This window comes from Micromonospora peucetia, assembly GCF_900091625.1.
Lineage (GTDB): Bacteria > Actinomycetota > Actinomycetes > Mycobacteriales > Micromonosporaceae > Micromonospora > Micromonospora peucetia.
This window is the reverse complement of the sequence record NZ_FMIC01000002.1, coordinates 2,797,548-2,811,860: the sequence shown is the minus strand read 5'-3', so window position 1 is coordinate 2,811,860 and position 14,313 is coordinate 2,797,548. Positions and strand designations below refer to the sequence as shown.

General features: G+C 74.3%; 13 protein-coding genes and 1 pseudogene. 4 read left to right on the top strand and 10 right to left on the bottom strand.

The annotated features are described in order from the left end of the window. Positions 1–24: 24 nt before the first annotated feature. The 5 genes from GA0070608_RS13180 to GA0070608_RS13160 form a co-directional block, all read right to left on the bottom strand. Positions 25–1,971, bottom strand: coding sequence for an NADH-quinone oxidoreductase subunit 5 family protein (locus GA0070608_RS13180; RefSeq protein WP_091627591.1), 1,947 nt, complete (start codon positions 1,969–1,971; stop codon positions 25–27). Then, positions 1,968–2,390, bottom strand: a complete 423-nt coding sequence (gene nuoK / locus GA0070608_RS13175) for an NADH-quinone oxidoreductase subunit NuoK (protein ID WP_245715781.1) — start codon at positions 2,388–2,390, stop codon at positions 1,968–1,970. Before nuoK ends, GA0070608_RS13180 begins: the two co-directional genes overlap by 4 nt. After that, positions 2,387–2,983, bottom strand: a complete 597-nt coding sequence (locus GA0070608_RS13170; protein WP_091627588.1) for an NADH-quinone oxidoreductase subunit J family protein — start codon at positions 2,981–2,983, stop codon at positions 2,387–2,389. Before GA0070608_RS13170 ends, nuoK begins: the two co-directional genes overlap by 4 nt. After that, positions 2,980–3,606, bottom strand: coding sequence for a NuoI/complex I 23 kDa subunit family protein (locus tag GA0070608_RS13165; protein WP_091627585.1), 627 nt, complete (start codon positions 3,604–3,606; stop codon positions 2,980–2,982). Before GA0070608_RS13165 ends, GA0070608_RS13170 begins: the two co-directional genes overlap by 4 nt. 145 nt (positions 3,607–3,751) lie before the next feature. Then, positions 3,752–4,186 carry an ester cyclase gene (locus GA0070608_RS13160; protein ID WP_091627581.1) on the bottom strand — a complete coding sequence of 145 codons (435 nt, stop codon included), beginning with the start codon at positions 4,184–4,186 and terminating at the stop codon, positions 3,752–3,754. A 254-nt stretch (positions 4,187–4,440) separates the two neighbouring features. Between GA0070608_RS13160 and GA0070608_RS13155 the strand changes: the two genes are divergently transcribed. Beyond that, positions 4,441–5,460, top strand: a complete 1,020-nt coding sequence (locus GA0070608_RS13155) for a glutathione S-transferase family protein (RefSeq protein ID WP_091635007.1) — start codon at positions 4,441–4,443, stop codon at positions 5,458–5,460. 187 nt (positions 5,461–5,647) lie between these two features. Here GA0070608_RS13155 and nuoH read toward each other — a convergent pair whose 3' ends face one another. Beyond that, positions 5,648–6,610 carry an NADH-quinone oxidoreductase subunit NuoH gene (gene nuoH, locus GA0070608_RS13150; protein WP_091627578.1) on the bottom strand — a complete coding sequence of 321 codons (963 nt, stop codon included), beginning with the start codon at positions 6,608–6,610 and terminating at the stop codon, positions 5,648–5,650. Positions 6,611–6,966: 356 nt separating this feature from the next. Next, positions 6,967–7,563, bottom strand: a pseudogene (locus tag GA0070608_RS13145) (NADH-quinone oxidoreductase subunit C); the annotation flags it as partial. Positions 7,564–7,763: 200 nt separating this feature from the next. Between GA0070608_RS13145 and GA0070608_RS13140 the strand changes: the two are divergent. Further along, positions 7,764–8,810: a glucose 1-dehydrogenase gene (locus GA0070608_RS13140; RefSeq protein WP_091627575.1), complete on the top strand. Its 1,047-nt coding sequence runs from the start codon at positions 7,764–7,766 to the stop codon at positions 8,808–8,810. 6 nt (positions 8,811–8,816) lie between these two features. Here GA0070608_RS13140 and GA0070608_RS13135 read toward each other — a convergent pair whose 3' ends face one another. Both GA0070608_RS13135 and GA0070608_RS13130 read right to left on the bottom strand, forming a co-directional pair. Beyond that, entirely contained in the window at positions 8,817–10,133 is a 1,317-nt protein-coding gene (locus tag GA0070608_RS13135; RefSeq protein ID WP_091627571.1) for a DUF2252 domain-containing protein, read from the bottom strand. Positions 10,134–10,192: 59 nt separating this feature from the next. After that, a complete protein-coding gene (locus tag GA0070608_RS13130) occupies positions 10,193–10,783 on the bottom strand; it encodes an NADH-quinone oxidoreductase subunit B (RefSeq protein WP_091635003.1) in 591 nt (196 codons plus the stop codon). A 177-nt stretch (positions 10,784–10,960) separates the two neighbouring features. Here GA0070608_RS13130 and GA0070608_RS13125 point away from each other — a divergent pair, with 177 nt between their 5' ends. Beyond that, entirely contained in the window at positions 10,961–11,527 is a 567-nt protein-coding gene (locus GA0070608_RS13125) for a SigE family RNA polymerase sigma factor (protein ID WP_245715780.1), read from the top strand. Continuing rightward, positions 11,520–12,707 (top strand): hypothetical protein, encoded by a 1,188-nt coding sequence (locus tag GA0070608_RS13120; RefSeq protein ID WP_091627563.1) that lies wholly within the window; start codon positions 11,520–11,522, stop codon positions 12,705–12,707. Before GA0070608_RS13125 ends, GA0070608_RS13120 begins: the two co-directional genes overlap by 8 nt. A gap of 40 nt (positions 12,708–12,747) precedes the next feature. On the opposite strand, the gene GA0070608_RS13115 is transcribed toward GA0070608_RS13120, so the two are convergent. Further along, positions 12,748–14,292: a pyridoxal phosphate-dependent decarboxylase family protein gene (locus tag GA0070608_RS13115; RefSeq protein WP_091627560.1), complete on the bottom strand. Its 1,545-nt coding sequence runs from the start codon at positions 14,290–14,292 to the stop codon at positions 12,748–12,750. Positions 14,293–14,313: the final 21 nt, after the last annotated feature.

The following is a 14,313-nucleotide window of genomic DNA, read 5'->3' as shown; positions in this document are numbered from 1 at the left end:
GCAAACCCGGCTCACTCCTCGCGCTCACGGTGCCCCTCCGATCAGCACGGCGGCCAGGCCGATCAGCAGCGCCCCGGCCAGCACGCCGACGGCCGCGCGCGGCAGCGCCGCGCGGTGCAGCGCCGCCAGGCCGCCGCCGAGGCCGAGCGCGGCCCGGCCGCTGCCCTCGACCGCACCGTCCACCACCACCTCGTCGGCGGTACGCGCCACCCGGGCCAACGCCACCGTGGGGCGTACGACCAGGGCACGCTGGACGTCGTCGAGCCGGAACCCGGCGGCGAAGACCGGCCGTAGCGGACCCAGCGCGGTCGCCGGGTCGGCGGCCGGATCCCGCCGCCAGCGGAGCCAGGCCAGCCCCGCCCCGACGGCCAGCAGCGCCAGCGGCAGCAGCAGTTCCGGACCGACGTGGATCAGGACGTGCTCGCCAGCCGGCGCTCCCGCGGTGGGCGTGAGCAGCAGCCGGCGGGCGAAGGCCCAGTCGAAGCCGGCCAGACCGAGCAGCGCGGCCGGCACGGCGAGCAGCAGCACCGGCCAGCGCATCACGGCAGGCGGGTCGTGCGGGTGGGCCAGCGGCATCCGCGGCTCGCCGAAGAAGGTACGCAGCAGCAGCCGGGTGGCGTACCAGGCGGTGACCGCGACGCCGACCAGCCCGGCCAGCCAGACCAGCCAGCCGACCCAGGCCGGGGCCGGACCGGTGCCGTGCAGCGCGGCGTCCCCGGCGACGGTGAGCACGCCGTCCTTGCTCCAGAAGCCCGACAGCGGTGGCACCCCCGCCAGGGCCCCCAGGCCGACGACCGTGCACCAGAAGGTGACCGGCATGCCCCGGCGCAGCCCACCCATCCTGGACATCAGCGTGGTGCCGACCGCGTGGATCACCGCGCCGGCCGCCAGGAAGAGCAGCGCTTTGAAGGCGGCGTGGGTGAGCAGGTGGAACAGCGCGGCCGGCGGCGAGCCGACCGCGAGCGCGCCGGTCATGTAGCCGATCTGGGAGACCGTCGACCAGGCCAGCACGCGCTTGAGGTCGTCCTGGGCGGTGGCGGCGAACGCGCCGAGCAGCAGGGTGACCGAGGCCATCACGCCGAGCACGGCCAGTGCCACCGGGGTCGCCTCGAACAGCGGGTAGAGCCGGGTCACCGCGTACACGCCGGCGGCGACCATCGTGGCGGCGTGGATCAGGGCCGAGATCGGCGTCGGGCCGGCCATCGCGTCCGGCAGCCAGGTGTGCAGCGGGAACTGGGCGCTCTTGCCGGCCACCCCGGCGAGCAGCAGCAGGCAGGCGGCGGTCAGCGTGCCGGTGGCGTGGTCGTGGGCGAGCACGTCGGCGATCCGGAAGCTGCCGGCCGAGACACCGAGCAGCGCGATGCCGAGCAGGAAGCCGACGTCGCCGACCCGGGTCACCAGGAACGCCTTCGTCGCGGCGGCCGGCGCCTCCGGCAGCCGGCGGTCGTGGGCGATGAGCAGGTAGGAGCAGATGCCCATCACCTCCCAGCCGACCAGCAGCAGGATCAGGTCACCGGCGACCACCACCAGCAGCATGGCGGCGGTGAAGAGGCTGATCTGGGCCGCGTACGGCGGGTAGCGATGGTCGGTGTCGACGTCGTCGTGCGGGCCCCGGCGCAGGTAGCCGACCGAGTAGACCTGAACGGCCAGGGCCACCGCGGCCACCGCGACGGCGACCAGCGCGGCGGCGGAGTCCAGCCGCACCCCGAGGCTCACGGTGAGCCCGCCCAGGTCCACCCAGGTGGTGGACGCCTCGGCGGGCCGGTCGAGGGTGACCAGCAGGGCGACCGCGAGCGCCAGCGCGCCGGCCGCCCCGGCCACGCCGAGCGTGATCGCCGCCCGCCGGGCCCGGCCTTCACCGGGCCGGGCCCCGTCGGCGTAGCGCGGGGCCGGCGGCAGCAGCAGGCCGAGCAGACCCGCCACCAGCGGTACGGCCGGCAGCAGCGCGCCGAGCAGGGTGGTTGTGCTCACCGCTCCCCCTCCGGGCGGTCGGCGGACCCGGGCCGGGCGTCGTTACCGGGCCGGGCGTCGGCCCGGGAAGCGACTCCGGCCACGGCCGGCTCTGCCGGGCGCTCGGTCGGCGAGGGCTCGGTCAGCGGGACCTCGTCGACGGCGACGGTGGCCCGCAGCCGGTAGAGCTGAAGCACGATCGCCAGGCCCACCCCGATCTCGGCGGCGGCCAGCACGATCACGAAGAGCGCGAAGACCTGCCCGCCGTGCGGCAGTTGCGCGCGCACGGTGGTGTCGGCGGTGACCAGGATCAGGTTGACCGCGTTGAGCATCAACTCGACGGCCATCAGCACCAGCACCGCGTTGCGCCGGCGTAGTACGCCGTAGACGCCGAGGCCGAACAGCAGGGCGGCGGTGACGTACGGGATGACGGGCCTCACCGCGACCGCCCGCCGTCGTCGCCCGGTCCGCCCCCGGCGACCGCCGTGCCGGACCGGTCAGTGCGGGGCCCGTCTGGGTGGGGCCCGTCGGTCTTCGGCCGGCCGATGTCGGGGCGGGAGAGCACGATGGCACCGACCAGGGCGGACAGCAGCAGCACCGAGAGCACCTCGAAGGGCAGCACCCAGCTGCGGAAGATCTGGTCGCCGAGGCGTTCCGCGGTGCCCGCGTCGGGCAACTCCACGGCCGTCCAGCGGTACGCGTCGACCAGCAGGGCGGCCAGCCCGAGCCCGGTGCCGGCGCCGATCAGCGCCGCGGCCCAGCCGGGCCGGTCCAGGTCGTCGGAGGCGCCGATCGGGGCACGGGTGAGCATCACCGCGAACAACAGCAGCACCACCACCGCGCCGACGTAGATCAGCACCTGCACCCAGGCCACCAGCTCGGCCGTGAGCACCAGGTACATCCCGGCCAGCGCGCCGAGGCAGACCACCAGGTAGAGGCCGGCCCGGACCAGGTGCCGGGTCGCCACCACCAGCACCCCCGAACCGACCGCCACCGAGCCGAGGGCCAGCAGCAACACGTCCGCAGCGGTCATGCGCCGGCCTCAGGCTCGGGGCGTACGGGCGGGGCGGCGGGACGGGCGGCGGGCGCGGCCGGGACCGCGGCCTTGCGCGCGGCGGCGGTCTCCTCCTTCGCCGGCTCACCGTGCGGGTCGTGCGCGGGCGGCGGCGGTACGGTGCCCATCCACTGCCCGAGGTGGTCCTTGTCGTGCAGCAGGTCCTTGAGGTCGTACTCGGCGTACTCGAACTCCGGCGACCAGTGCAGCGCGTCGAAGGGGCAGACCTCCACACAGATGCCGCAGTACATGCAGAGCGAGAAGTCGATGTCGAACTTGTCGAGCACGTTGCGCTGGCGGGGGCGGGCGGCGCCGGGCACCGTCACCTCCTCCTTGTGCGAGTCGATGTAGATGCACCAGTCCGGACACTCCCGGGCGCACAGCATGCAGACCGTGCAGTTCTCCTCCAGCAGCGCGATCACTCCGCGCGAGCGCGGCGGCAACTCGGGGGCGACGTCCGGGTACTGCTGGGTGGTCGAGCGGCGGGTCATCGTCTTCAACGTGACCGCGAGCCCCTTGACCAGGCCCGCGCCCGGCAGGCCACGGTCTGCGCCGGCGCCGCCCGGCTCACTGCGCTCGCTGCGGTCGGTCATGCCGACCATCCTGCCCTGTAGCCCCGGCGCGCGCGACCACCACCCGGGGGTCGGCGACGGTAGAACGACGCACCGGAGAGGGCTCGCCATGACCGCCGCGCCGCACGACGACTATCCGCGGCCGGGCGAGTGGACGGCCGACCGCTCAGCAGGATCACCCTCCGGTCCCGCTGATCCCACCCGCCGCGGGTGGGAGCATCTCGACGCCGAGCTGCTGGAGAAGCTGGAACAACTCGTTGCAGCTCCACACGTCGACGATCCGGCCCGCGTCGTCGAAGCGCAGGAAACTCGCCCCCGAATAGCTGACCACCTGCCCGGTCGGCGGCACCGGCCCGAACGGCCCGGCGTGGGTGCCGGCGGCCCGCCAGTGCACCGCGACCCGATCCCCGGCGGCCACCACGTCCACGATCTTGTAACGCAGGTCGGGGAAGGCGGCGCGGCGTTCGCGGTGCCACGCCAGCGTCGCCTCCGGGCCCTCGCCGCCCAGCCCCGGGCACTCCGGCCCGACCAGCTCGTACGCGGACTCCTCCCGCCGGGCGTTCCACACGTCGGCGATGAAGCGCCGGGCCGCCGCCTCCACATCGATCATCGCGGCAGCCTAACCGCCGGCCGGGCCGCCCTGCCCGATCCCGGCCCGCCGCTGCCGTAGGGGCTCCGACGGGCGACGGAGGTCGGCGCTCGGCGCGCTCGACGCCGGCGGAGCCGCCATGATGGGACGAGCGACGGGTGACGAGCGACGGCGGAGGGGCGGGTATGGACGGCACGACCGAGGGCGGCACGACAGGCGGCACGGCGGACGGGGGCACGATCAGCGGTGCGGCGGCCAGCGGCGACGAGGTGCTGATGCGGACCGGCGGCAGGTACGTCGAACCGGGCGGCGAGTTCACCCGGGACCAGCGCTACATCGCCACCCGGATCACCGCAGACGCCCGCGACGGCTGGCCGGTCGAGCCCGGCCGGTACCGGCTGGCGGTCAGCCGCGCCTGCCCCTGGGCGAATCGGCTGATCATCGTCCGGCGGCTGCTCGGGCTGGAGGACGCGATCTCGATGGCGGTGGCCGGCCCGACCCACGACAAGCGGAGTTGGACGTTCGACCTCGACCCGGACGGGCGCGACCCGGTGCTCGGCATCGAGCGGCTGGCCGAGGCGTACTTCGCCCGGTTCCCCGGCTACGAACGGGGCATCACCGTGCCGGCGATCGTGGACGTGCCGACCGGGCAGGTGGTGACCAACGACTTCGGACGGATGAGCCTCGACCTGTCCACCGAGTGGACGGCGTACCACCGTGAGGGCGCGCCCGACCTCTACCCGGAACGGCTACGCGACGAGATCGACGAGGTGAGCGAGGTGCTGTTCCGGGACGTCAACAACGGCGTCTACCGGTGCGGCTTCGCCGGCGACCAGGCTGCGTACGAGAAGGCGTACCACCGGCTGTTCGACCGGTTGGACTGGCTCAGCGAGCGGCTGGCCGGGCAGCGCTACCTGGTCGGGGACACCGTCACCGAGGCGGACGTACGGCTGTTCACCACACTGGTCCGCTTCGACCCGGTCTACCACGGCCACTTCAAGTGCAACCGCAGCAAGCTGACCGAGATGCCGGTGCTCTGGGCGTACGCCCGGGACCTGTTCCAGACGCCGGGCTTCGGTGACACGGTCGACTTCGACCACATCAAGCGGCACTACTACGAGGTGCACCGCGACATCAACCCGACCGGGGTGGTCCCGCTCGGCCCCGACCTGGCGAACTGGCTCACCCCGCACGGCCGGGAGACCCTCGGCGGCCACCCCTTCGGCGACGGCACCCCGCCCCCGCCACCCCCACCCACCGAACGCGTCGCCCCCACCCACACCCCACTCCCCTGACACCCCGCCCCGCGCACCCCGCACCCCGCACCCACACCCCGCACCCCGCACCCCCGCGATCTTGCACTTTGCGCCCACCAGATGCGTGCTTCGTTCCGATATGCCGGGGCCGAAAGTGCAAGATCGACGGGGTGAGGGACGGGAGGGCAAGGGGACGGGAGGGCGAGGGACGGGGAGGGAGGGGGGTTCAGAGGGCTACGCGGACGGCGGCGGTGAGGACCAGTTGGGCCAGGGAGACGGGGACCAGGACCAGCCAGCAGAGGCGCTGGAGCTGGTCCTCGCGCAGGCGGGGGTAGGACACCCGGATCCAGATGATCAGAAACGAGACGGCGAAGACCTTCAGCAGGGTCCACAGCCAGCCCAGCTGCGCGTCGGCGAACGGGCCCTGCCAGCCGCCGAGGAAGAGCACGGTGGTGAGCGCGGCGATCACCACGATGCCGACGTACTCGGCGAGCAGGAAGAACGCGAACCGTAGGCCCGTGTACTCCGTCATGTAGCCGAAGACCAGCTCCGAGTCGGCGACCGGCATGTCGAACGGCGGGCGGCGGATCTCGGCGAGCCCGGCGAGGAAGAAGACGACCATGGCGGGGGCCTGCCAGAGCAGCCACCACGGCTGCCACGCCTCGACGATGCCGGAGAGGCTGAGTGTGCCGGCTGCCATCGCCACCGATGCGGCGGCCAGCACCAGCGGCAGCTCGTATCCGAGCAGTTGGGCCGCCCCGCGTAGGCCACCGAGGAGGCTGTACTTGTTGGCCGACGCCCACGCCGACATCAGCACCGCCACGACGCCCACGCCCATCACCGCCAGCACGAAGAACAGGCCGATGTCGAGCGGCTGCCCGACCAGGTCGTCCGGGCCGAGCGGGATCACCAGCAGGACCAGCAGGTAGGGCACGAGGGCGACCGCCGGGGCGAGCCGGAACACCGTCCGGTCCGCCTCCCGGGGCGTGATGTCCTCCTTCTGCACGAACTTCACGCCGTCGGCGACCAGTTGGGCCCAGCCGTGGAAGCCGCCCGCGTACATCGGGCCGAGCCGGCCCTGCATGTGCGCCATCACCTTGTGCTCTGCCTGCCCGACCAGCAGCGGCAGGGTGAGGAAGGCGACCAGCACGCCACCCACCCGGATGACCAGCTCCAACCACAGTGGCATCAGGGCGTACCTCCGTCGTCGCCGGCGCGGTCGTCGGGTGCCGGCCGGTCGGCGGCCGATCCGCGCGGCGCCGGGCCCGTGCCGTCGGCCGGCGAGTCGGCCGGCGACGGAGGGGCCGATGCCGGGCCGGCGGGCGGCGGGGCGGCGGGCGGAGGGCCGTCGGCGGTGGCGGCCGGCGAGTCGGCGGGCGGCGAAGGGGCCAGCGCCGGGCCGTCGGCCGGCGGGCCGGCAGGCGGCGGGCCGTCGGCGGTGGCGGCGGACTCGGCGGTACGGGATGGACGGGCCCCCGGGGCCGACCGGGCGGGCCGCTCCCGGGCCGGGCGGGCCGGGGTGCCGCCGCGCGGCCCCTCGCCGACCCCACCCGCGCCGGCCGGCGTCGGCGTCGTCCCCCACTCCCCCGGTGCGGGCACGCCCGGCGGGCGGATCGGCCGGCGCCCGCCCCCGGCCTCGGACTCGCCCGGTTCCTTGGCGCCCGGCCAGGGCTTGGCCACCCGGGAGGCGAGCACGAACTCCTTGCGCAGCGGGTGGCCCTCGAACTCGGGCGGCAGCAGCAGCGGCGCCAGCCCGCCGTGGCCGGGAAAGTCGATGCCGAACATCTCGTGCGTCTCCCGCTCGTGCCACGCGGCGCCCGGGTAGACGTCGACCACCGAGGCGACCGCCGGGGCTTCCCGGGGCACCCGGGTGCGCAGCAGGAGCCCGTGCCGGCGGGTGGTGGACCAGAGGTGCGCCACGATGTCGAAGCCACCGGCGAGCTCGTCGACGGCGGAGAGCCAGTCGAAGTAGTCGCAGGCCAGCTCGATGTCGTCGCGGGCGGCGCGGAGCGCGTCCGGCCAGTTCGCCGGCGGTACGTCGACGGTGGCGCGGGCGTGCGCCTGGCCGCCGGAGACCGACGGGGTCACCTCGGCGGGCGCGAGCAGCGCGACCATCCGCTGGCCGACCTCTTCCGGAGTCATGCCGCTGATCCTAGGGCCTGCCCCGGACCCCCCGCCGAAAGCGAACACCACCCCGCCCCTGGCCGGTCGATCACGCAGTTGTGGAGCCCGGGCCCCACCACGACCGCATGATCGGCGGGAGGCTGGCAGGGATGGGCCCGATCCGGGGGATCTAGTCGGTTTTGTCAGGGCTGGGGTGGGTCAGGGGGAAGGATGGGGGAGTGCGCGCTGTGACTGTCACCCCGGGTGTCGCCGACTCCCTGCGGCTGGTCGAGGACCATCCGGAGCCGCCGCCCGAGGAGGGCCCGATCCTGGTCGAGGCCCTGGCGGTGGGGATCTGCGGCACCGACCACGAGATCATTGCCGGCGGGTACGGCGAGGCGCCGCCCGGCGCGGACCTGCTGGTGCTGGGGCACGAGTCGCTGGGCCGGGTGTTGGAGGACCCGTCGGGCACCCTGCAACCCGGCGACCTGGTGGCGGGCGTCGTCCGGCATCCGGACCCGGTGCCCTGCCCGAACTGCGCGGTCGGCGAGTGGGACATGTGCCGCAACGGCCGGTTCACCGAGCACGGCATCAAGGCCCTGCCCGGCTTCGCCCGGGACCGCTGGCGGCTGCACCCCCGGTTCGCGGTGGGGCTGGACCAGGCCCTCGCCCCGGTCGGCATGCTGCTCGAACCGACCAGCGTGGTGGCGAAGGCGTGGGAGCACATCGAGCGCATCGGCGCCCGTGCCGAGTGGCAGCCGCAGACCGTGCTGGTCACCGGGGCCGGGCCGATCGGCCTGCTGGCCGCGCTGCTCGCCACGCAGCGCGGACTCGCCGTGCACGTGCTGGACCGCAACACCACCGGACCGAAGCCGGAGCTGGTCCGGGCGCTCGGGGCGACCTACCACACCGTGCCGGTCAGCGAGCTGGACCTGGAACCGGACGTGGTGCTGGAGTGCACCGGGGCGCCGGTCGTCGTCCTCGACGTGATGTACAAGGCCGCGCCGACCGGCATCGTCTGTCTGACCGGCGTCTCCAGCGGCGGGCGGACCATCGACCTCGACGCCGGCGCGCTCAACCGCTCCCTCGTGCTGGAGAACAACGTGGTCTTCGGCTCGGTGAACGCCAACCGCCGGCACTGGGATCTCGCCGCGGCGGCGCTGGCCCGCGCCGACCGGGGGTGGCTCGACTCGCTGATCACCCGCCGGGTGCCGGTGGGGGCGTACGCCAGGGCGTACGCCCCCGAGCCGGACGACATCAAGGTGGTGCTGGAGTTCGACTCCTGACGCCGCTCAGATGCCGGGCAGCCGGCCGTTGCGGAACAGGTCGACGAAGAGCTGGTGGTCCTGCCGGGCCCGGACGCCGTACGCGTGGGCGAAGTCGACCAGGTGCGCCACGAAGCCCGCCTCGTCAGCGTCCACCGCCGCCACGATCGCCTCCTCGGTGGAGTAGTCCACCAGGTCGTGGCTGGACTCGTCGTCGGCCACCGAGTGCATCCGGGCGACCGCCCGGCCCAGGTCGGCCAGCACCCCGGCCAACTCCTCGGGCTCGTTCACGTCGGCCCAGTCGAGGTCGGCCGCGTACGGGGAGACCTCGGCGACGAGCTGGCCGGCGCCGTCCAGCTCGGTGAAGCCCAGCCACGGGTCGGCGTGCGCCTGGAGTGCCCGCTGCGACTCGGCGGTGCGGTGTCCCTGGTGCTGGAAGTAGCCCGCGATCGACTCGTCGGCGATGTGCCGGGCCACCGCCGGCACCTGGGCCTGCTTCATGTAGATGACGACGTCGTTCTCCAGCGCCTGGGTGTGCCCCTCCAGCAGCAGGTTGTACGACGGCAGCCCGGCCGAGCCGATGCCCACCCCCTTGCGCAGCACCACGTCCTTGACGTGCGTGGCCACCGGACGCACCTGGGCGCCGGAGACCGGCAGCGTGCCGAGGTACTCCTCGAACGCGGCGCACACCCGCTGCCGGGTCTCGGCGTCGACCTCGAAGACGCCGTCGCCCAGCGAGAACCGGCGCTCGTAGTTGTCGATGGTGGTCTGTAGGGCGAGCAGGTCGACCCGGGTGTTGAGCCGCGCCTGCTGGAGCACCCGGCGCAGCACCCCGTCGGCGTTGTCCAGGGTGATCGAGCCGATCGCGTCGTCGCCACCGGCGGCGATGGCGCGCAGTTCGGTCAGGTACGACTGCGCGAAGCCGGCGACCAGGTCGCTGATCGCCCGGTCGGAGAGCGCCTTGGCGTAGCCGAGCAGCGCCACGCTGGCCGCCAGCCGCTTCAGGTCCCAGCTGAACGGCCCCACGTACGCCTCGTCGAAGTCGTTGACGTTGAACACGAGCTGCCCGGAGGCGTTCATGTAGGTGCCGAAGTTCTCCGCGTGCAGGTCGCCGTGGATCCACACCCGGCTGGTCCGGTCGTCGAGGAACCGGTCGTCGGCGAAGTCGCCGACCTGGTCGGCGTAGAACAGCGAGGCGCTGCCCCGGTAGAAGGCGAACGGCGACGCGGCCATCTTGCGGAACTTGCGCCGGAAGGCTGCCGGGTCGAGAGCCATCGACGCACCGAACTCCTCGGTGAGCACGTCGACGATGTGGGCGGAACGCTGGTCGGCGGAGTGGTTCATGGTGCGCAGGCTAGCCCCCGCCGGCCAACCCCGGGCGTCATCCGACCGGGCGGTGCGGCTCAGGCGGTGGGCGGGCGGACCGGCGGGGCGGTCAGCGACTCCGCCGAGCGTGCGAGCGCACCGGTGGACCTGCCGTCGGCCGGCGAGGCGTCGACCGGCGGGGCGAGCGCGTCCGGCCGGGGAACCCCACCGATCCCGGACTGCTCGGCGGCGATCTTCTCCTGGAGGCGCAGGATGCCGTGCAGCAGCGCCTCGGGCCGGGGCGGGCAGCCGGGCACGTAGACGTCGACCGGGATGAGCTGGTCGACGCCCTTGGTCACCGAGTACGAATCCCAGTAGGGGCCGCCGCAGTTGGAGCACGCGCCGAACGAGATGACGTACTTCGGCTCGGGCATCTGGTCGTAGAGCCGCTTGATCGCGGGGGCCATCTTGTCGGTGACCGTCCCGGAGACCACCATCAGGTCGGCCTGCCGGGGCCCGTGCGCGAACGGGATCACGCCGAGGCGCATGAAGTCGTGCCGGCCCATGCTGGTGGCGATGAACTCGATCGCGCAGCAGGCCAGGCCGAAGTTGAAGACCCAGAGCGAGTAGCGACGGCCCCAGTTCAGCACGAACCGGATCGGCTCGCCGAGCACTCCCGGCACCTGCACGACCGCCCCCTTCCCGAGCACCGCCCCAAGTCAACCACAGCCCTCGGCGGCACCGGCCGACCCGTCGGTGGCCCGTTCCGCCGTCGGATCCACGACCGCGCCGGCCGCAACCGGTCGCAGCCCGGTGGAGTGTTACCGCCGTCAGACACCCACGGTGGGCTCGAACGGGGAGGGACAGTGACAGTGACGATGGGGGCCCGCGCCAACGAACCACCTCCGACGGTCGACGCACGGGCCGGCGGGGGCGGGGCGGTGATCACCTTCGACGACTTCTACCACGCGCACTTCCGCGGCGTGACCGCGCAGCTCTGCGCGTACACCGGAGACCTGGGCCAGGCCCAGGACCTGGCGCAGGAGGCGTTCTGCCGGGCGCTCGCCCGGTGGGACCGGCTGGTCCGCTACGACGACCCGGTGGCCTGGATCCGACAGGTGGCCTGGAACCTCGCCCGCAGCCGGTGGCGTCGGCTGCGTACCGCCCGCGGCCACCTGCTGCGGCAGCGGCGGGTGGAGACGCAGGTGCCGGGCCCGACGCCGGACCGGGTGGCCATCGACAGGGCGCTCGCGGCGCTGCCCGAGAAACACCGGCGGGCCGTCGTCCTGCACTACCTCGCCGACATGTCCGTCGCCCAGATCGCCGTCCAGGAGGGGGTGGCCGAGGGAACGGTCAAGTCGTGGCTGCACCGGGGCCGCGTCGTCCTGGCCACCCTGCTCGTCGAGAACCCGGAGGAAGTCGGTCATGCCTGAGCAGGACCCGCTGCGGGCGCGCTTCGCCGCGTACCGCGGAGACGTGACGGACCGGATCGACGGTCCGGGCCCGGACGCGGCCCGGCGCACGCTGCGGCGTCGCCGCCGCGCCACCGTCGTGACCGGGGCGGTCGCCGTCGCGCTGGTGGTGGCCCCGATCGCCGCCGTCGCGGCGCTGCGGGACGCCCCGCCGCCGGGACCGTCGACGCTGACGCCGACGGCCGAGCCGACCTGGTCCCCGTCGCCCGGGCCCTCGCCCGACACGTCGCGGTCGCCGTCGTCACCGGCCGCGCCGGACGGCCGGATCACCGAGCAACAGCTGCGCGCCGCCGCGCTCGACCTGCCGGCCTGGGCCGGCCGCAACTGCGCCGACACCACGCGGGTCACCCTGCTGCCGGCCACCACCGGGGAGGTGGACCGGCCGTACCTGATCAGCGTCACGCACGGCGACGTCGACGCCGACGGCGCCACCGAGACGCTGGCCCTGCTCGGCTGCCGCATCGGCGAGGCGTCGGCGAAGCAGGTGGTCGCCTTCGACCGGGACGCCGCCGGGCGGATCGTCACGCTGGGGCGGGTGGCCCGGACACACGAGGAGGGTGACGGCGGCTTCGAGAACGTCCGCGCCGTCGCCGTGGCCGACGGGAAGGTCCGCGTCCAGGTCGCCGACATCCAGCCCTGTTGCAGCATTCCGGCGTACTGGGCACGACAGCAGTGGCGGACGTACGGCTGGGACGGCGAGCGGTTCGCCCAGACCGGCGGTCCGACCACCTGGGGCCGGGACTCCCGCCTCACCGACCTCGCGATCTCCGCCGGGCCGTTCGTCCTCGGACCGGCGGACGAGCGGGGCCGGTTGCAGGGCACGGTGACGTTGACCGTGATCAACCGAGGACCCCTCGACGCGGACCGCGTCGCCTTCCAACATATGGAGGCCTTCGGCACGCCCGACGGCGGCGACTGGAACCGGTGCGAGCCGGCCCGCGTACAGCCGGAGTGGCCGTCGTGCCTGACCGAGGGGGTGCCGGCCGGGGAGCGCCGGAGCTGGACCTTCCGCTTCCGCCTCGGGCCGGAGGGCCTCCAGGCGGGCCTGTCGGTCTGGCTGGTCCACTACGGCACCGACTATCGCTACTGGCCGGACCTGACCCCCGGGGACAACCGCGTCGCCGTCCGGGTGGACAGGTGATCCGGCGGCGGCGTCCACCCGACGGGGTGGACGCCGCCGCTCACCAGGTGGGGCGTTGCAGCAGGCCGACGAACTCCACCAGCAGCCGTTCCCGCAGCGCGGGCGGCGCGGCGTCGAGCAGCGTGTTGACCACCGCCGTCCGCCCCGGCAGCGGCCCGGCCGGGGCGGTGCCGGCGTCAACCGGGGCGGTGGCGTCGGCCGGGGCGGCGTCGGCGTCGGTCGGGATGGTCAGACCCAGCCCGGCGGCGAGGCCGGCGACCAGGTCCGGGGTGAGCGCCTCCGGAGTCAGCGTGCCGGCCAGTGCGAGCAGTTCGGCGGGGAGCGCGACCGGCCCGGCCGCCCGTGCGGCGGCCACCGCGTCGGCCAGGTCCGGGCCGAACTCGGCCACCCGGGGCGCCACCGCGGCCGTCACCGTCAGGTGCACGCTGCGCGGCAGGTCGGCGTACGACTGTTGGGGCTGGGTGTGCCAGCCCCGGGCGGCCAGCTCGTCGACCAGGACGAAGAGGTCGAGGCCCGGGTCGGTGGCGGTGAAGCAGACGACGGTCGACTCCGGCTCGGCCATCAGCCGCAGCCCGTCGACCGTACGGACGGCGTCGGCCAGGCCGGCCACGGCGTCCCGGGTGGCCGCCGCGAGCCGCAGGTACCCGTCGTCGCCGAGGTGCCGCAGGGTGGCGTACGCGGCGGCGATCGGGCCGCCGGAGCGGGTGGAGGCGATGACCGGGTTCACCATCGTGTAGCCGGGCCAGTCCGCGTATGCGAAGTACTGCGGGGCGCGCAGCGCCGGATCCCGGTGCAGCAGGACCGACACGCCCTTCGGGGCGTACGCGTACTTGTGCAGGTCCACCGAGATCGAGGTGACCCCGGCGAGGGCGAAGTCGAAGGGCGGCACGTCCACCCCGAGCCGGCGCAGGTACGGCAGGGTCCAGCCGCCGAAGCAGGCGTCCACGTGACAGCGCACCCCGGCCGAGGCCGCCGCCCGAGCGATCTCGGCGACGGGGTCGACGACACCGTGCGCGTACGAGGGGGCGGAGCAGACCACCAGCACGGTCTCCGGGCCGATGGCGGCGGCCACGTCGGCTGCGGCCGGCCGCAGCGTCCGCGCCGACACGGGCACCGGGTCCACCGCGACCCGCAGGTAGTGCGCCGCCTTGGCGAACGCGGCGTGCGCGCTGGCCGGCACCACGATCCGGGGTTCGGTGATCTCCGGGTGGGCGTCCCGGGCGGCCTTCACGGCCAGGATCAGCGACTCGGTGCCGCCGCTGGTGACGCTGCCGACGACGTCCGGGGCGGCGCTGCCGGGGCCGCCGCCGAGCAGCCGGGCGGCTGCGCCGACCAGTGCGTTCTCCATCGCCAGCAGCGACGGGAAGGCGGTCGGGTCGAGCCCGTTGACGTGGGCGCTGCCGGCGTACGCGGCGGCGGCCAGCTCGTCGAGCCCCGGCACCGCCGGGTCGTAGACGTAGGCGAACAGCCGCCCACCGTGGGTGGGCCGGTCGGCGGCCCGCAGCGCCCGCACCTCCGCCAGCACCCGCTCGGCGGGCAACCCGTTCCCGGGCAGCGCCCGCCGGTCAGCTTCCTCGTCGATCATGGCGTCGTGATGCCCTTCTGG